Source organism: Meridianimarinicoccus sp. MJW13 (genome assembly GCF_014901205.1).
In the GTDB taxonomy this organism is placed as follows: Bacteria; Pseudomonadota; Alphaproteobacteria; order Rhodobacterales; family Rhodobacteraceae; genus Meridianimarinicoccus.
In genome coordinates this window covers 22,753-38,971 of record NZ_JACNMU010000005.1, presented here as the reverse complement: position 1 = coordinate 38,971, position 16,219 = coordinate 22,753, and the positions used below count along the sequence as shown (strand labels likewise).

Annotated in this window: 17 protein-coding genes; 9 read left to right on the top strand and 8 right to left on the bottom strand. The window is 64.8% G+C overall.

What is annotated here, in order from left to right; translation table 11 throughout:
* Positions 1-85 precede the first annotated feature (85 nt).
* Positions 86-679 (bottom strand): ImuA family protein, encoded by a 594-nt coding sequence (locus tag H8B03_RS09935; RefSeq protein WP_193141599.1) that lies wholly within the window; start codon positions 677-679, stop codon positions 86-88.
* 140 nt (positions 680-819) lie between these two features.
* Between H8B03_RS09935 and H8B03_RS09930 the strand changes: the two genes are divergently transcribed.
* Positions 820-1,863, top strand: a complete 1,044-nt coding sequence (locus H8B03_RS09930) for an aldo/keto reductase (protein WP_193141598.1) — start codon at positions 820-822, stop codon at positions 1,861-1,863.
* Here the strand turns inward: H8B03_RS09930 and H8B03_RS09925 are convergent.
* Together H8B03_RS09925 and H8B03_RS09920 are read right to left on the bottom strand one after the other, a co-directional pair.
* On the bottom strand, positions 1,857-2,549 hold the full coding sequence (locus tag H8B03_RS09925; protein WP_226925847.1) for an NUDIX hydrolase: 693 nt from the start codon (positions 2,547-2,549) through the stop codon (positions 1,857-1,859). The genes H8B03_RS09930 and H8B03_RS09925 overlap by 7 nt on opposite strands.
* 17 nt (positions 2,550-2,566) lie before the next feature.
* Positions 2,567-2,959: a DUF983 domain-containing protein gene (locus H8B03_RS09920; RefSeq protein WP_193141596.1), complete on the bottom strand. Its 393-nt coding sequence runs from the start codon at positions 2,957-2,959 to the stop codon at positions 2,567-2,569.
* 198 nt (positions 2,960-3,157) lie between these two features.
* Between H8B03_RS09920 and H8B03_RS09915 the strand changes: the two genes are divergently transcribed.
* From H8B03_RS09915 to H8B03_RS09900, 4 genes are all read left to right on the top strand, one after another.
* Positions 3,158-3,667, top strand: a complete 510-nt coding sequence (locus tag H8B03_RS09915) for an EF-hand domain-containing protein (RefSeq protein ID WP_193141595.1) — start codon at positions 3,158-3,160, stop codon at positions 3,665-3,667.
* 65 nt (positions 3,668-3,732) lie between these two features.
* Positions 3,733-4,320 (top strand): RNA polymerase sigma factor, encoded by a 588-nt coding sequence (locus H8B03_RS09910; RefSeq protein WP_394355461.1) that lies wholly within the window; start codon positions 3,733-3,735, stop codon positions 4,318-4,320.
* On the top strand, positions 4,313-4,693 hold the full coding sequence (locus tag H8B03_RS09905; protein WP_193141594.1) for a hypothetical protein: 381 nt from the start codon (positions 4,313-4,315) through the stop codon (positions 4,691-4,693). Before H8B03_RS09910 ends, H8B03_RS09905 begins: the two co-directional genes overlap by 8 nt.
* A 4-nt stretch (positions 4,694-4,697) precedes the next feature.
* Positions 4,698-5,198: a periplasmic heavy metal sensor gene (locus H8B03_RS09900; protein WP_193141593.1), complete on the top strand. Its 501-nt coding sequence runs from the start codon at positions 4,698-4,700 to the stop codon at positions 5,196-5,198.
* 2 nt (positions 5,199-5,200) lie between these two features.
* On the opposite strand, the gene H8B03_RS09895 is transcribed toward H8B03_RS09900, so the two are convergent.
* Positions 5,201-6,604 carry a diguanylate cyclase gene (locus H8B03_RS09895; RefSeq protein ID WP_193141592.1) on the bottom strand — a complete coding sequence of 468 codons (1,404 nt, stop codon included), beginning with the start codon at positions 6,602-6,604 and terminating at the stop codon, positions 5,201-5,203.
* An 86-nt stretch (positions 6,605-6,690) separates the two neighbouring features.
* Here H8B03_RS09895 and H8B03_RS09890 point away from each other — a divergent pair, with 86 nt between their 5' ends.
* The 4 genes from H8B03_RS09890 to H8B03_RS09875 all read left to right on the top strand — a co-directional run bounded on the left by H8B03_RS09890 (position 6,691) and on the right by H8B03_RS09875 (position 9,481).
* On the top strand, positions 6,691-6,969 hold the full coding sequence (locus H8B03_RS09890) for a DUF3572 domain-containing protein (protein WP_226925846.1): 279 nt from the start codon (positions 6,691-6,693) through the stop codon (positions 6,967-6,969).
* Positions 6,970-7,050: 81 nt separating this feature from the next.
* Entirely contained in the window at positions 7,051-7,767 is a 717-nt protein-coding gene (locus H8B03_RS09885) for an HAD family hydrolase (RefSeq protein WP_193141590.1), read from the top strand.
* A 71-nt stretch (positions 7,768-7,838) separates the two neighbouring features.
* Complete coding sequence (locus H8B03_RS09880; RefSeq protein ID WP_193141589.1) at positions 7,839-8,432, top strand: heme NO-binding domain-containing protein; 594 nt, start codon at positions 7,839-7,841, stop codon at positions 8,430-8,432.
* On the top strand, positions 8,429-9,481 hold the full coding sequence (locus tag H8B03_RS09875) for a diguanylate cyclase domain-containing protein (protein WP_319022465.1): 1,053 nt from the start codon (positions 8,429-8,431) through the stop codon (positions 9,479-9,481). Before H8B03_RS09880 ends, H8B03_RS09875 begins: the two co-directional genes overlap by 4 nt.
* A 37-nt stretch (positions 9,482-9,518) precedes the next feature.
* Here the strand turns inward: H8B03_RS09875 and ilvN are convergent, their stop codons facing one another.
* The 4 genes from ilvN to gyrA all read right to left on the bottom strand — a co-directional run bounded on the left by ilvN (position 9,519) and on the right by gyrA (position 16,060).
* On the bottom strand, positions 9,519-10,088 hold the full coding sequence (ilvN, locus tag H8B03_RS09870) for an acetolactate synthase small subunit (RefSeq protein ID WP_193141588.1): 570 nt from the start codon (positions 10,086-10,088) through the stop codon (positions 9,519-9,521).
* 27 nt (positions 10,089-10,115) lie between these two features.
* Positions 10,116-11,231, bottom strand: coding sequence for a gamma-glutamylcyclotransferase family protein (locus tag H8B03_RS09865; RefSeq protein WP_193141587.1), 1,116 nt, complete (start codon positions 11,229-11,231; stop codon positions 10,116-10,118).
* Between the two features lie 23 nt (positions 11,232-11,254).
* Positions 11,255-13,006: an acetolactate synthase 3 large subunit gene (locus tag H8B03_RS09860; protein WP_193141586.1), complete on the bottom strand. Its 1,752-nt coding sequence runs from the start codon at positions 13,004-13,006 to the stop codon at positions 11,255-11,257.
* Between the two features lie 291 nt (positions 13,007-13,297).
* A complete protein-coding gene (gene gyrA, locus H8B03_RS09855; RefSeq protein ID WP_193141585.1) occupies positions 13,298-16,060 on the bottom strand; it encodes a DNA gyrase subunit A in 2,763 nt (920 codons plus the stop codon).
* Positions 16,061-16,219 lie beyond the last annotated feature (159 nt).

Sequence of the window (16,219 nt, the reverse complement as noted above, 5' to 3'; positions counted from 1 at the left end):
CACCACTGGTAGCGCAGAACCGGCCCGTGTCGGGGAAACTTTTTCGTGTCATGGGCCGTGCTTGCGTGGCCGTGAGGCCGGGTCGCTACATCAGCGCCGCGGCGGCGGTGGGCAGATGGTCCAGCTGCCAGCGGGCCGGCGGGGCGGTGCGGGCGCGCAACCGCTCCAGCCGCCAGCCCAGTCGATCGGCGGTATGGGTCGGGGTCAGCGACCAGCGGCTTTCCACCCCGCCAGCCCCCCCCGTGCCGGGTGTCAGGATCAGCCCCAGCGGCGCGCGGCCCCGCGCTTCGGCCCCCGCCTCGGCGGCCAGATGCAGGCGGCGCACCGGGGTCAGCGGCGGCGGGCCGGGCAGTTCGGCCACCGCCAGCGCCACCGCGCCCGACCGCAGGCTTTCCTCAAGACACCACAGCAGATCCTCGGCCCGCTTGGCCTGCACGAAGATCAGCCGCCCCGGCAGACCGGCCACGCCGATGCCTTCGGGATTAAGCTGTTCGGCCTGCCATTCGGGGCGGATCCAGATCACCGGCCCCTCGGTTCGCGCCGCCACTTCCAACGCCAGGCTGCGCCGGGCCGGGCCGCAGATCTCATGGACGCGGCCGGGCATCAGCGCCATCTCTCCGATCACCGGCAAAAGCGGGACGGGGCGATGCGGCGCGCGGTGCAGGCGAAGATGTTCCATGCCGCCAATTTAGAATGTTCCTGATATGTTCTCAAGCCCGCTGTGCAGATCCCGGGCAAAACCCGGTCAGGGGGCAGAGGCTTCTTGTCTCTCGGACATGCCCGGACTACCTGCCTGTGAGCGATAACGAGGGGACCGACATGAAAAAGAACCCACTGGGCCGCACCGAAACGATGGTCACTGACCTGTGCCTGGGCAGCATGACCTGGGGTACGCAAACCCCCGAAACCGAAGCCCACACCCAGATCGACATGGCGCTGGACCACGGCATCAACTTCATCGACACCGCCGAAGCCTATCCGGTGAACCCGATGAAGGCCGAGACCGCCGGCCTTACCGAACAGGTCATCGGCACCTGGATCGCCAAGAGCGGCCGCCGCGACGAGGTGGTTCTGGCCACCAAGGTCGCCGGTGCGGGCAGCATCTGCCACGATGGCGCGCCGATCTCGTCGAAACTGATCGACAAGGCGCTGAAGGATTCGCTGGCGCGGCTGCAGACCGACCATGTGGACCTGTACCAGTTGCACTGGCCCAACCGTGGCTCCTACGCCTTCCGCCAGAACTGGACCTTCGATCCGTTCGGCCAGGACCGCGCCCGGACCGTGGCCCATATGGAAGACACGCTGGCCGGGCTGAAAAAGCACGTAGAGGCCGGGCGCATCCGCCATGTCGGCCTGTCCAACGAATCCGCCTGGGGCACGATGATGTGGCTGGAGGCGGCCCAATCCATCGGCGCGCCGCGCATGGTGTCGATCCAGAACGAATATTCGCTGCTGTTCCGCATGTTCGACACCGATCTGGCCGAGGTCGCCGCGCACGAGCAGGTCGGCCTGCTGTCCTATTCACCGCTGGCCTGCGGGATGCTGACCGGCAAGTACCGGGACGGCGCCTGTCCCGAAGGCTCGCGTCTTGCGGTGGGCACCAACAAGCTGGGCGGACGGTTCACCGACCGCGCGCAGGAGGCGGTGGAAATCTATGCCGCATTGGCCAGTGACCATGGTCTTGACCTGGCCCACATGTCGCTGGCGTTCTGCCGCGCACGGCCGTTCATGACCTCGACCATCTTCGGGGCCACCACGGTGCCGCAGCTTGAGCACATCCTGGCCGGGATCGAGGTCAGCCTGCCGGACGAGGTGCTGACGGCGATCAATGACGCGCACCGCGCCTTCCCGATGCCCTATTGAGTCGGCCCCTGTTCCTGCCCTTTCAGGCGCTGGAACAGGGATTCCTCGTCATCGTTGTTGAAGAAGGGCACGCTCTCGGGCGGGGCGTTCCGCGTGATCAGTGCGGCCACTTCGGCCAGCACCACCTCGGTGATGAAGGGCAGGTCGAAGCTGCGGGCCTGCCGCAGCGGGATCCACTGCAGGTTCGACAATTCGTCCGACGCACGGCTGAAATCATCGGGGTCGCTGGCCAGCCCGTCGGTCGACGCCAGAAAGAACCGTGCATCAAAACGCCGGGGCCGTCCCGGCGGGGTGACGGCGCGAAAGATGAACCGAAGGGCGCTGGCGTCGGGCAGATGGCCGGTGGCGGCAAAGCTCTGCCAGTCGTCAGGCGCAGGCCGGGGCCAGTCGCCGGGCGTGCCCAGGATCAGGCCGGTTTCCTCCCAGATCTCGCGGATGGCGGCGGTCAGAAGCGCATGGGGCAGGGCCCGGGCGCATTCCTCGGCCAGCCGGGACCGGCACAGGGCGTCGGGCTGACCGGCCAGCGGAATGTCGGCATCGCCCGCATCCACGGCCCCGCCGGGAAACACGAACTTGTTGGGCATGAAGGCCGCGCGCGCGCCGCGCTGCCCCATCAATATCTCGGGCGCGGTCGGATTGCGGTACAGGATCACCGTTGCCGCATCGCGGATCTTGGTCTTGTCCAACGCCGGTCCTCCCTCGTCTAGGCTTCGCTGGGCACGGCACCGAAACCATGCATCCGCCGCGCCCATTGCACACCCACCACCAGCCCCTTCATCCGGGGCAGCAGGAACAGCGACAGCGCCACGCAGGCCACGGACAGCACCGTGGCCATCATCATCGGCGAGGGCCGCAGCTGCACGAACATCACGTGGATCAGTACCCCCATCAGGTGGCCCACCACCAGAATGGTCAGATAGGCCGGCCCGTCGTCGGCGCGCTGGTGGGACAGATCCTCGCCACATTCGGCGCAGCGATCGACCACCTTCAGGTAGCCCTGGAACAATTTGCCCTTGCCGCAATTGGGGCAACGGCACATCAGTCCGCGCCGGATCGCACGTCCGGTGTTGCGCTCTGTCAGGCTGTCGACGGGCATGGCGTGGTCCTTGTTACATTCCGGTTTTCGCAAGTTTCGCAAGATAGGTCCGGCCTGTGCTGCCCTGAATGTGGTGCATTGTCCCGCCGTGCCCAAGAAAAAATTTTCACCTTCGGCGACGGAACCGCCGGGATGGCCCGTTTCAGAGATGCATACCGGGTGCAACACCGGCCCGGTCGAAACCAAAGGACAACGACAATGAAAAAGACAACTGCAGTGCTGGCCCTGACCGCTCTTGTGGCTCTGCCGATGGCGGCAACGCCGGTTCTGGCGAAAGGCGGCAAGGGCCCCGAGATGACCTTCGAGACCATGGACCTGAACGGCGACGGCGGTATCACGGTGGAAGAACTGACCGGCCAGCGCGTCGCGCGGTTCACCGCGGCGGACGCCAATGGCGACGGGGTTCTGAGCGTCGAAGAGATGCAGGCCGCGGCCGAGGCCGAATTCCAGCAGCGCATGGGCGCCCGGATGGAGCAGATGATCGAGCGGCTCGATGCCAATGGCGATGGCGCGATCTCGCTTGAGGAATTCGAGGCTGTCGGCGGCAGGAAGGCCGACCGGGGCGCCCGGATGATCGACAAGCTGGATGCCAATGACGATGGCGTTGTCGATGCCGAGGAATTCGCAGCCCATAGCGGCAAGCGGGACGGCAAGGGGTCGCGTGGCAAGCACGGCCACGGTCAGGAACATGGCGGTTTCTGGCGCTAACGCCCTGACAAACACGGGCCCGGCCGCTACACCGGTCGGGCCTGTTTCCAGATTAACGGACACGCATGACCCGTATGGCCTTCGATGCCGGATCCCGAGACGAAGACGCCATCCTGTTGGCCCGTTACGCAACGGGCGACCGGGTGGCGGCGCGCGAACTGGTGCAACGCCTGTCGCCCTCGGCCCTGGCCGTGGCGCAGCGGATGCTGGGCAATCGCGGCGATGCCGAGGACGTGGTGCAAGAGGCGCTGCTGCGGCTGTGGAAGATCGCGCCGGACTGGGAAAGCGGCCGGGCGCGGGTGTCGACATGGCTCTACCGCGTGGTGCTGAACCTGTGTACCGACCGGTTGCGCAAGCATCGGCCCGCGCAGATGCCCGAGGGCTGGGATGCCGAAGACGACGCGCCGGCCGCTTTCGAGGCCTTGCAGACCAAGGCGCGCACGGCGGCGCTGGACCAGGCGCTGCAGACGCTGCCCGACCGTCAGCGTCAGGCCGTGATCCTGCGCGAGATCCAGGGGCTTGCGAACCCGGAGATTGCCGGGATCATGGAGATCTCGGTCGAGGCCGTGGAAAGTCTCGTCGCCCGCGGGCGCCGGGGATTGAAAGCCGCGCTGAGCGGCAAACGCGAGGAATTGGGGTATGCCGATGACTGACCGACAGGACCAGTTTTCCGATGCCGCGCTGGACGACATGTTCGCCAGCGCGCGCCAGGACGTGGCGACCCCGGTGCCCGATCCCTTCCTGGAACGCTGCATGGGCGACGCGCTGGAGGTTCTGGATGACCGGCTGGCGGCCAAGCTGGCGCCTCGCAAGGCACGTCGGCAGCCCGTCGCGCGGCTGATCTCGGCGCTTGGCCGCATGGCCGTGCCGGCAGGGCTGACAGCCTCGGCGCTGGTCGGGGTCTGGCTGGGCGGCTGGGCCGAAAATACCGGCTTGCTGACCGGGGACGCGGTTGTCAGCAGTGTGATGTCCAGCGACCTGACCTATCGGATCCCCGAGATCGTCTCGCTGTGGGGAGGATACTGAACCCATGCCCAGATTACGTCATTTTTCCTGGCTGAAGATCGTTCTGACAATCTCGCTGGCCCTGAACCTGCTGGTGGCGGGGCTGGTGTTCGGCGCGGTCACCAGTCGCGAGGAATCCCGCCGCGCCCTGCCGCTGGAACGGGAGCGGGCACAGGTCGCCCTGCTGGCCGTGTTGCCGCGCGACCATCGCGACGCGGTGCGCTCGGCCCTGAAATCCGGGGGCGAGGGGCGGTCCGAAGGGCGCGATCAGGCCCGCGCCGACCAGGCAGATTTCGTGGCGGCCCTGCGCCAGCCTGAAGTGTCGGCCGAGGAAATCGCGGCCCTGTTGCAGGCGCAGCGGTTGCGGCGGTCACAGGGCGCGGAACGGTTCGAAGTGATTCTGGCGCAGGAGATCGCGCGCATGTCGCCCGACGCGCGGGACGATTATGCCAGACGGCTGGAGCGGGTGCGCCGCTGGGATCGGGACGATCACCACGGCAAGCCTTCCAAGGATCGCGTCCGTTAGGATCAGGCCGCGAATCCGCTGGCGGCAACGACCTTGTCACGTCCATCTGCCTTGGCCGAATAAAGCGCCTTGTCGGCTTGTGCCAGAACCACATCCATCGGGTTCAGCGCCGTGACCGCATCGTCGGACAGCTCCGCCACCCCGGTGCTGATGGTCACCCGGATCGGTGCGGCAGAGGCGGATGGCGCCGTTACTGGCGTGCGGCGGATCAAGTCGCCGATCCTGTCGGCCAGTTGATGCGCGCCCGCGCGATCGGTGCCGGGCAGGGCGAGGATGAATTCCTCCCCCCCGCTGCGGATCAGCAGGTCTTGCGGCCGGATCGCCTCGGTCAACCGGTGGGCCACTTCCACCAGCACCGCGTCACCGGCGGAATGGCCGAAGGTGTCGTTGATGTCCTTGAACCGGTCCATGTCCATGGCCAGAAGCGACAGCGGTGTGCGGTTTTCCAGCGCGGCGATGCAAAGCCGCTCCAGCCGGGGAAAGGCGAACCGGCGGTTGTAAAGCCCGGTCAGCGGGTCACGTGCGGCCAGTCGCAGGCCGGTCTGCACGAAGTCGCGCAGCTGGTCGATCCGATGCTTTTGGGTCATCTGGGCTTCGATGCGCGCTGCAAGGTTGCGGGCGTCGAACCCGTTCAGAAGCACGTCGTCCGCCCCCAGATCCAACGCCATCGCGGCCGTATGGAACTGACCGCTGCGGTCATCGGTCACCACGACCATGCGCCCATCCCGCGCCGCCGTGCGGCTGCGCAGATCCGACAGAAGCGACAGGCTGTCGCCCTGCTGCAGATCGTTTGCCGACAGGACGATGACTGCCGGGCTTTCGTCCTGCGGCATCGCCAGAAGCGCCCGGTCGGGATGATCTGTCGTGATCCGATGTCCCCGCAGCAACGGGCGCAGTTTCTCTGCCCAGCTTTCGGCGCAGCCCGGCTGTTTTGCGAGGATCTTGATGTGATGCCCGCCCAGGAACGTGTCGCCGGTCTCCGACATCCCCAGATCATGCAGCCCGCGCGCCTGGTGCAGCGCCTCGGCATGGGCACGCATGTGCCGTTGGCAGCGGCGCAGACTGGCCAGCAGGAGCGCGCTGTCCACCGGCTTGGGCAGAACCACGACGGCGCCGGCCTTCACCGCGTCGACCTGAAATTTCGCGGTAGGCGCACTGGCGGTCATCAGAACCGCCGGGGCCGCGCCATCGCGGCGTTCGGTCACCTGGCGGCAGATCGCAAGCGTCGCCTGAGGATCGTCGTCGCAGTCCAGAACCAGAAGATCGGTGGCCTGCCCGCGCAGGGCCGGGAACACCTCGTCCCGTGTTTCGACGGTCTTTACGTCGTAACAGGCCGCGGCAAGCTTGCAGCGAAGGACGATGCGGTTCACCGCCACACTGTCATGGATCAGAATGCGTCCAGTCATGTTAGAGCTTTCCCGCAACCCGGTGGATACCGTAACTCTTCGGCAGGAACGGTTAAGAAAGAATTGAACTTATGAGAATGACGCCGATGACTCGTGAAGATGCGCAGGTTGTCGCCTTGCAGGCGGTTGGTTTTCTGGCAGGCACCGACGACCTGGTATCGGTCTTCATGGGGGCCACCGGCATCGGGCGCGAAGATCTGGTCACCGGCATCGACACCCCCGAAGTGCAGGCGGCGGTTCTGGATTTCGTGCTGATGGATGACCAATGGGTGCTGGCCTTTGCCGAGGAAACCGGCCGCCCGCCCGAGACCGTCGCGCTGGCCCGCGCCGCCCTGCCGGGGGGCGATGATCGGCACTGGACCTGAGTCGGGGCGCACTCGCGAATACCGGGGAATTGTCAGCTTGGCCCTGATCCGGCATAGTGCCCGCCACCGGGGAGGACACCGATGAGGCAAATAAAAGCGATCCTTTTTGACAAGGACGGCACCTTGTTCGACTTCAACAAGACCTGGGCAAACTGGTCGCAGAAGTTCCTGATGCATCTGGCCGCTGACGACCTGGTGCGCGCGCGCCGTCTGGGTGACGCGGTGGGATTCGACATTGCTGCCGGAATGTTCCGCAAGGACAGCATCCTTGTCAGCGCCACGCCACACGACATCACCGATGCCCTGCTGCCGCACCTGCCGGGCGCCATGAAATCCAACATCCTGCGGCTGATGTCACGGTTGACCGCCGAAGTGCCCCAGGCCGAAGCCACGCCGCTGGAGCCGCTGCTGTCCGAACTGATCGGGCGCGGTCTTGTTCTGGGGGTGGTGACCAATGATACCCTCGAACCGACCCGCCGCCATCTGCAGGAATTTGGCGTGACCGAGGCCTTTGCCATGGTGCTGGCGTCTGATTCCGGCTTCGCGGCCAAGCCCGCGCCGGACATGCTGCTGGCCTTTTCGGAAACCGTGGGACTCGATCCCGCCGAGATCGTGATGATCGGCGACAGTTCCCACGATCTTGTGGCCGCGCGCGCCGCCGGCATGCCGTCCATCGCGGTTCTGACCGGCATTGCTGACCGGGCGCAGCTGGAGCCTCTGGCCGATGCGGTGCTGCCCAGTGTGGCCGGCCTTCCCGGCTGGCTGGACCAGCGCTGTCCGACGCGCAGCGCCGCATAACGCCCTGCCGTCGTTGGCGATTTGTTAAACCTTGGCCGCTACCCCGAAGTCTGAATGGATGGAGGGCGGCAATGCATGGACTGATCAACCGTGCGATTCAGTGTTTCGTGCGGGACACCTGCGGACCCGATGCCTGGGAGCGGCTGGCGCGGGTGGCCGAACTGCCACCGTCGGGGTTCGAAGCGATGTTCGTCTATGACGACCAGATCACCGAACGCATGCTTGACGCCGCCGTTTCGCTGTTGGCCAAGCCGCACGACGTGCTGCTGGAGGATGTGGGCACCTACCTGGTTTCGAATCCCAATGTGGAACCCCTGCGGCGTTTGCTGCGTTTCGGCGGCGAGACCTTTCTGGAATTCCTGCAGACGGTGGATGATCTGCCGCGCCGGGCGCAACTTGCCCTGCCGGATCTGGAACTTCCGTCGATCGAAGTGATCGGTGTTGAAGAGGATACCTTCCGCATCGGCTGCCACTGGGCCCACGCCGGATTTGGCCATGTTCTTGTGGGGATGTTGCGCACGCTGGCCGATGATTATGGCGCGCTGGTACTGCTGGATCATCACGGCTGCGAAGATCAGGTCGAAACCGTGACCGTGCAGGTGTTGCGCGAGGGGTTCGCGGTTGGCCGCCCCTTTCAACTGGCCTCTGAAGGGCGCGCATCGTGACGCCGCCGGTGATTCTGGGGGCCGGCGAAGGCGACGCGCTGATGCCGCTGCACATGCGGCTGTCGCCTTGCGGAACGATCCTGCACACCGGGCCGACGCTGGCCAAGCTGCGCAAGGACAGCACGCTGGTGGGCCGGAAGCTTTTCGATGTCTTCCGCCTGCGCCGTCCGCATCTGACCGGCGCGTCGCCGCAACTGTCGCGGCTGATCCGGCAACGGTTGCAGGTACAGTTTCGCGAACCGCCGGAAACCTCCCTGAACGGGTTGATGGTGACGGATGCCACGGGGGAGTCGCTGTTGGTGAATTTCTCCTTCGGAACGGGACTGGTCGATGCGATCCGCGACTATGACCTGCATCTGCCCGATTTCGCCGCCACCGATCCCTCGATCGAAATGCTCTATCTGATCGAGGCCAACGCCACGGTTCTGGACGAATGGCGCCGCCTGAACCTGCGGCTGCAATCCGCCAAGATGGAGGCCGAGAAACAGGCCTATACCGACACGCTGACAGGGTTGCGCAACCGGCGGGCGCTGGATCATGTTCTGGGCCGGCTGGTGGAGGCGGGGGAGCCTTTCGGCGTCATCCATCTGGATCTGGATTTTTTCAAGCAGGTCAACGACACGCTGGGCCATGCGGCCGGCGATCACGTGCTGCAGGTGGCGGCCAAGGTCATGGTGCAGACCACGCGCGCGCAGGACACGCTGATCCGCGCCGGGGGCGATGAATTCGTGATCCTGCTGCCCGGCACCGTGGATCACTCCCATCTGCTGCGCCTTGCCGAACGGCTGATCGAACGGCTGGAAGAACCGATCCCATTCGGCGACGAGGTCTGCCGCATCTCCGGCAGCGCCGGGATCACCGTCTGCCACGGCGGCGGCAAACCCGCCGACGCCGTGTTGCAGGAGGCGGATGAGGCGCTCTATGCCTCGAAAGCACGCGGACGCGGATGCGCCACGCTCTACCGGGCCGTCGCCGGTGCCAGTGTCGCGCCGTTCGAACGCAAGGCAGCCAGGGGCGACGACGGGCCAACCACCGCCGCCAGCGGGTAGCGCCGTCCGTACCTGCCGCCGGTCAGGCGGGTCGGGATCAGGCGGAGATCGGACCCCGTGCCAGCGCGGCCACGCCAGTGCGTGCGATCTCGACCAGACCCAGGGGACGCATCAGATCGGCGAAAGCATCGACTTTTTCGGGGGTGCCGGTGATTTCGAAAACGAAGCTGCTCAACGAGGTGTCGACGACGCTGGCGCGGAAAATGTCGGCAACGCGCAGTGCTTCGACGCGGCGCTCGCCCTCGCTTTCGACCTTCACCAGGGCCAGTTCGCGTTCGACGGCTGCCCCTTCCACGGTCAGATCGTGCACATCGTGCACCGGCACCATGCGGGCCAGCTGGGCCTTGATCTGCTCGATCACCTGCGGGGTGCCGACGGTGACGATGGTGATCCGCGAGCGATGCCCGGTGTGGTCGATCTCGGCCACGGTCAGGCTTTCGATGTTGTAGCCGCGCCCGGAAAACAGACCGATGACGCGGGCCAGAACGCCGGCTTCGTTGTCGACAACCACGGCCAGGGTGTGACGCTCGATTGTCTCGGCCAGATGGCTGCGCAGATCATAGGCGGAGTGCTTTGAAGTGCCCTTCTTGATATGTAGTGGTGACACGTCTGCGTCCTTTCGCGTGAGAGTATTCTAGTGTGTTTCGAGGGGCGGCTGCCGATGTTCGGAAAGCCGCCCGATATAGTCGTCTGGCAGGCCCTGTGCCCGGGCTGCGGCAAGGATCAGCTCCAGATAGGCGCGGTCCGGGGGCGGCGGGTCCGACTGCGGGATGGCCACATGCACCCCGCACACGTACCGATTGCCCTGCGCGTCTTCAACCTCGATGGCCTCGCGCTTGTAGGCGCTGGGATCTTCGATCTCGTCCATCTTGCGCAACTGTTCCTGCGACAGGCGCCAGATCACGCCATGAACGAAACTGCCTTGGGTGGGCGCAATGCTGGCCACCGCGCCATTGGCATAGGTGCCTTGCCGGTTGAACACCACATCATGGCCGGAGAGCACGCCTTTCCCGATCAGCTCGACATCTCCGATGCGCCGCCGGATCTGGTCATGATCCATGTTCGACCCGAAGGAGAAGTAGTTGACCTTGCCGCACATCATCACTTCGGCCTCGTTCGCGGTGTTCAACTTTCGGGTGGCCGTTGACGCGTTGCACAGTGCCAGGATCTTGTCGGCGAGGTGGCGCGCGACTTCGGGACGCCGGTGCAGGAAGATCGCGGTACCGGCCAGCCCGCTGGGGTTGTTTTCGCTCAACAATCGCGTCGACAGCATCAGTTCGACCACGCAGTTTCTGGCATCCTTGGGATCGATGACGCAGGTGGACACGAGTTGTCCGGGGCTGGCGTCGTTGAGCAAATGCATGTGGAAGCTGTCCTTGTGACCCTCGACCAGAGACCCGACCAGGCGTACCCAGTCGGCGTCGCAGATCGATTGCGATTGCAGCCGATACACCTGAACCCCGTTTTCAAGCGCAGTCCGAAATGCCTTGTGATACCGCGTGACGATCTTCTGGCCGGCGGTGCCGGACTTGAAGTTGAACCCGTCCCCGGTGACATAGACCTCGGATTTGGCGTTCGCGATGCTCTCGCAGAAATAGTCGTAGAACTCCTCGTTATAGCCGCCGTTGGCAGGTTCCTGGAAGGTTCTGACATGGGCGTTGCGCCACCAGGGGCGCTTCAGTGCAGACTGTGTCACATTCGTGGCCACAGTTCTGGTCACCGATGCCAGAATGCCTTCCAGGATTGCCATGGGACGTGTCCCTTCTGTCCGGTTCAGACCAGGACGGCCCCCGAGGATCCGATCGCGTCGGCCACCGCCGCATCGCCCAGCAGCATCGAGTTGTGCGGCTCGCCCGACGGAATCATCGGGAAGCAGTTCTCATGCTTTTCCACCAGACAATCGAAGATCACCGGCCCGTCGTGGTCGAGCATCTCCATGATCGCATCATCCAGTCCAGCGGGATCCTGGCAGCGGATGCCCTTGGCGCCAAAGGCTTCGGCCAGCTTGACGAAATCGGGCAGGGCTTCGGACCACGAATGGCTGTAGCGTTCGCCATGCAGCAGCTGCTGCCACTGGCGCACCATGCCCAGGCGTTCGTTGTTCAGGATGAACTGCTTGACCGGCAGACGGAACTGCGCCGCCGTGCCCATTTCCTGCATGTTCATCAGCCAGCTGGCCTCGCCGGCCACGTTGATGACCAGCGCGTCCGGATGCGCTACCTGCACCCCGATCGAGGCCGGAACGCCATACCCCATGGTGCCCAGCCCGCCCGAGGTCATCCAGCGGTTCGGATCCTCGAAGTTCAGGTACTGCGCGGCCCACATCTGGTGCTGGCCAACCTCGGTGCAGATGTAGCGATCCCTGTCCTTGGTCAGTTCTTCCAGGCGCTGCATTGCGTACTGCGGCTTGATGACCGTCTCCGAGCCCGTGTAGGCGAGGCAGTTGACGGTTTTCCATTCCTCGATCTGTTTCCACCATTTGGCCAGCGCCTCGCGGTTGACCTTGCGGCCGCGCGCCTTCCAGACCTTCAGCACGTCTTCCAGCACATGGCCGACGTCGCCGATGATCGGCACATCTGCGTGGATGACCTTGTTGATCGAAGACGGATCGATGTCGATATGCGCCTTCTTCGACTTGGGGCTGAAATCCTGCACCCGGCCGGTGATCCGGTCATCGAACCGGGCGCCGATGTTGATCATCACGTCACAGCCGTGCATGGCCAGGTTGGCCTCGTACAGGCCGTGCATGCCCAGCATCCCCAGCCAGGCATCGCCCGACGCGGGATAGGCGCCCAGACCCATCAGGGTCGAGGTGATCGGAAAGCCCGTCGCTGCCACCAGTTCACGCAGCAGTTGCGATGCCGCGGGACCGGAGTTGATGACCCCGCCACCGGTGTAGAAGATCGGCCGCTTGGCGGTTTCGATCAGTTCGACCAGCTTCGTGATCTGATCCAGATCGCCCTTCACACGCGGCTGATAGTGCTGGGTCTTGGCCTTGTTGATCGGTGTGTACTTGGACGAGGCGAACTGCACATCCTTGGGAATATCGACCAGAACCGGCCCCGGACGCCCGTTCATGGCGACGTGGAAGGCCTGGTGGATGACGTTCGACAGATCCTGCGTGTCCTTCACCAGCCAGTTGTGCTTGGTGCAGGGCCGGGTGATGCCGACGGTGTCGGCTTCCTGGAAGGCATCGTTGCCGATCATGAAGGTTGGCACCTGGCCAGACAGAACCACGATCGGGATCGAATCCATCAGCGCGTCGGTCAGCCCGGTCACCGCGTTGGTGGCGCCCGGTCCCGAGGTCACCAGCGCGACGCCCGGCTTGCCGGTCGAGCGCGCATAGCCTTCGGCGGCATGAACCGCGCCCTGCTCGTGACGCACCAGGATGTGCTTGATGTCGTTCTGCTGGAAGATCTCGTCATAGATCGGAAGCACGGCGCCGCCCGGATATCCGAAGACCACGTTCACGCCCTGTTCCTTCAGGGCCTGAACCACCATTTTCGCGCCGCTCATCTGGGTCATCGCTTTGCTCCGTGCTTTCGTCTTGCGATCTGTTCTGTCGACATAAAAAAACCCCCGGTTTCGTCGGGGGCGCATGGGATCATATTGTGGTGCCGTTACCGGCCCATGCGCCATTTTCCAACTTCTACTACAAGAATTTTCACGTCTTGGACTCCTGTTCTGGGCGCTGACATTATGACCGGCCTGAAAGGGCGTCAACCGCTAATCTGGGCATTTTCGTTGCGCCACCCGGGTCGGGTGGCGCAAGAATGTGACGCAGATCGCCGCAACCGGGCAACGTCTGCTGTCAGGTCAGCTCTCGTCAGCGCCGGTATCGGCATCGTCTTCCGCCTCGTCCTCGTCCTCGCCCTGATCGGCGATGCGGGCGACCGAGACGACCTCTTCGCCATCGGCGGTGTTGAACACCTTGACGCCGCCGGCCGCGCGCGACCGGAACGAGATGCCGTCGATGGGACAGCGGATCGACTGGCCTGTCGAGGTGGCCAGCATGATCTGGTCATCCCGCTCGACATGGAAGCAGGCCACGACCGGGCCGCCGCGCAGGGCGCGATCCATCGCCATGACCCCCATGCCGCCCCGGCCTTTGACCGGGTAGTCGTGCGAGGAGGTCAGCTTGCCCGACCCGCCCGAGGTGATGGTCAGCAGCAGGTGTTCGGCCGCCGACATCTCGGCATAACGGGCCTGGCTCAGCGCCTCGTCCTCGACCTGGTCTTCCTCGTCCGGCACATCGACATCCTCGACCATGCCTTCCACGGCGCGGCGCATCTTCAGATAGGCGGCGCGTTCGCCCGGCGTGGCGTCGAAATTGCGGATCGTGGTCATAGCGACGACGAAATCACCCTCGGCCAGCCGGATGCCGCGCACCCCGGTGCTGTCGCGGCCCTTGAACACCCGCACGTCGGTGGAGCGGAACCGCATGGCCCGGCCCAGGGCCGTCACCAGCATCACGTCGTCTTCCTCGGCACAGATGCGGGCGCGGACCAGCGAAACGCCCTTGGGCAGCTTCATCGCGATCTTGCCGTTGCGCTTGACGTTGGTGAAATCCGACATCGCGTTGCGGCGCACGTCCCCGGCCGAGGTGGCAAAGACGATCTGCAGGTTGGCCCAGTCTTCCTCGGCCACGTCGATGGGCAGGATCGCGGCGATGGACACGCCATGTTCAATCGGCAGGATGCTGACCAGCGGCTTGCCCTTGGCGTTGCGGCCGCCCTGCGGCAGGCGCCATGTCTTCAGGTTGTAGACCATGCCCGAGGTGGTGAAGACCAGAAGCGGGGTGTGGGTATTGGCGACGAACAGGGTGGTGACCACGTCGTCATCCTTGGTGGCCATCCCCGACAGCCCCTTGCCGCCGCGCTTCTGCGACCGGTATTCGGCCAGCGGCGTGCGCTTGATATAGCCCGACTGGGTGACCGTCACGACCATGTCTTCGCGCTCGATCAGGTCCTCGTCTTCCATGTCGCCGGACCATTCGGTGATCTCGGTGCGGCGCGGCACGGCGAACAGGTCTTTCACCTCGCGCAACTCGTCCGAGATGATCGACAGGATCCGCTCGCGCGAGCGCAGGATGTCCAGATAGTCGCGGATCTTGGCGGCCAGTTCCTGCAACTCGTCGGTCACTTCACGCACGCCCAGCTGGGTCAGGCGCTGCAACCGCAACTCCAGAATGGCGCGGGCCTGAACCTCGGACAGGTAATAGGTGCCGTCCTCGTTCACGGTGTGGGACGGATCGTCGATCAGGCGGATGTAGTCGGCGATGTCATGGGCGGGCCAGCGGCGTTCCATCAGCTTGGCGCGAGCCTCGGGCGCATCGGCCGAGGCGCGGATGGTGGCCACGACCTCATCCACGTTCGACACCGCAACGGCGAGGCCGCACAGCACATGGCTGCGTTCGCGCGCCTTGCGCAGGTCATGGGCGGTGCGGCGAGCGACGACCTCTTCACGGAAGTCGATGAAGGCAGTCAGGAACTTGCGCAGGGTCAGCTGCTCGGGCCGGCCGCCGTTCAGCGCCAGCATGTTGCAACCGAACGAGGTCTGCATCGGGGTAAAGCGGAACAACTGGTTCAGCACCACGTCGGGCGTGGCATCGCGCTTCAGCTCGATCACCACGCGCACGCCGATGCGGTCGGATTCGTCCTGGATGTGCGCGATGCCTTCCAGCTTCTTGTCGCGCACCAGATCGGCGATCTTCTCGATCATGGTGGCCTTGTTCACCTGGTAGGGGATCTCGTCCAGGATGATGGCAAAGCGATCCTTGCGGATTTCCTCGATCCGGGTCTTGGCGCGCAGGATGACCGAGCCGCGCCCTTCCAGATAGGCCTTGCGCGCGCCCGAGCGGCCCAGCATCAGCCCGCCGGTCGGAAAGTCGGGGCCTGGGATGTATTGCATCAGGTCGATGCTGTCGAGATCCGGGTCTTCGATCAGCGCCAGCGTGGCGTCGATGACCTCGCCCAGGTTGTGCGGCGGAATGTTGGTGGCCATGCCGACGGCGATGCCGCCCGCGCCATTGACCAGCATGTTGGGAAACCGAGCGGGAAGGACGGTGGGTTCCAGATCCTTGCCGTCATAGTTGTCCTGAAAATCGACAGTCTCTTTTTCGATGTCCGCCAGCAGTTGTGCCGCGGGCTTGTCCATCCGGACCTCGGTATAGCGCATGGCCGCCGGGCTGTCGCCATCCATCGAGCCGAAGTTGCCCTGGCCATCCAGCAGCGGCAGAGACATCGAGAAATCCTGCGCCATCCGCACCAGCGCATCATAGATCGCGCTGTCGCCATGGGGGTGGTATTTCCCCATCACGTCGCCCACCGGGCGGGCCGATTTGCGATAGGGCTTGTCGTGGCCGTTGCCGGTTTCATGCATGGCGTAAAGAATCCGCCGATGCACCGGTTTCAACCCGTCGCGCAGGTCGGGAATCGCCCGGCTGACGATCACGCTCATCGCATAGTCCAGGTAGGACGACTTCATCTCCTCGGCGATCGAGATGGTTGGCCCCGCGTATCCTTTCGGCGCGCCGGGATTTTCGTCTTCGTTTTCAGGAGTTTCTGGCGTGTCGGTCACAGAGGTGGCCTTTGCTGCTCGGGCGCTTGTCGTTGGTTCGGGACGTTATACCACCACGCCGCAAAAACCTGCAATGCGCCTGTTGCATGCTCATCACCGCGTCGCGCACGAAAGATAACGATCTGTTTCGTTTGAGTTTTAACTTTTTGGGCGCAGACT

Bases quoted from the DNA above. Each gene is read 5' to 3' on its own strand.
- H8B03_RS09935 (WP_193141599.1), bottom strand. From the start codon at position 679: ATGGAACATCTTCGCCTGCACCGCGCGCCGCATCGCCCCGTCCCGCTT.
- H8B03_RS09930 (WP_193141598.1), top strand. From the start codon at position 820: ATGAAAAAGAACCCACTGGGCCGCACCGAAACGATGGTCACTGACCTG.
- H8B03_RS09920 (WP_193141596.1), bottom strand. From the start codon at position 2,959: ATGCCCGTCGACAGCCTGACAGAGCGCAACACCGGACGTGCGATCCGG.
- H8B03_RS09915 (WP_193141595.1), top strand. From the start codon at position 3,158: ATGAAAAAGACAACTGCAGTGCTGGCCCTGACCGCTCTTGTGGCTCTG.
- H8B03_RS09910 (WP_394355461.1), top strand. From the start codon at position 3,733: ATGACCCGTATGGCCTTCGATGCCGGATCCCGAGACGAAGACGCCATC.
- H8B03_RS09905 (WP_193141594.1), top strand. From the start codon at position 4,313: ATGACTGACCGACAGGACCAGTTTTCCGATGCCGCGCTGGACGACATG.
- H8B03_RS09900 (WP_193141593.1), top strand. From the start codon at position 4,698: ATGCCCAGATTACGTCATTTTTCCTGGCTGAAGATCGTTCTGACAATC.
- H8B03_RS09895 (WP_193141592.1), bottom strand. From the start codon at position 6,604: ATGACTGGACGCATTCTGATCCATGACAGTGTGGCGGTGAACCGCATC.
- H8B03_RS09890 (WP_226925846.1), top strand. From the start codon at position 6,691: ATGACTCGTGAAGATGCGCAGGTTGTCGCCTTGCAGGCGGTTGGTTTT.
- H8B03_RS09885 (WP_193141590.1), top strand. From the start codon at position 7,051: ATGAGGCAAATAAAAGCGATCCTTTTTGACAAGGACGGCACCTTGTTC.
- H8B03_RS09880 (WP_193141589.1), top strand. From the start codon at position 7,839: ATGCATGGACTGATCAACCGTGCGATTCAGTGTTTCGTGCGGGACACC.
- H8B03_RS09865 (WP_193141587.1), bottom strand. From the start codon at position 11,231: ATGGCAATCCTGGAAGGCATTCTGGCATCGGTGACCAGAACTGTGGCC.
- H8B03_RS09860 (WP_193141586.1), bottom strand. From the start codon at position 13,006: ATGACCCAGATGAGCGGCGCGAAAATGGTGGTTCAGGCCCTGAAGGAA.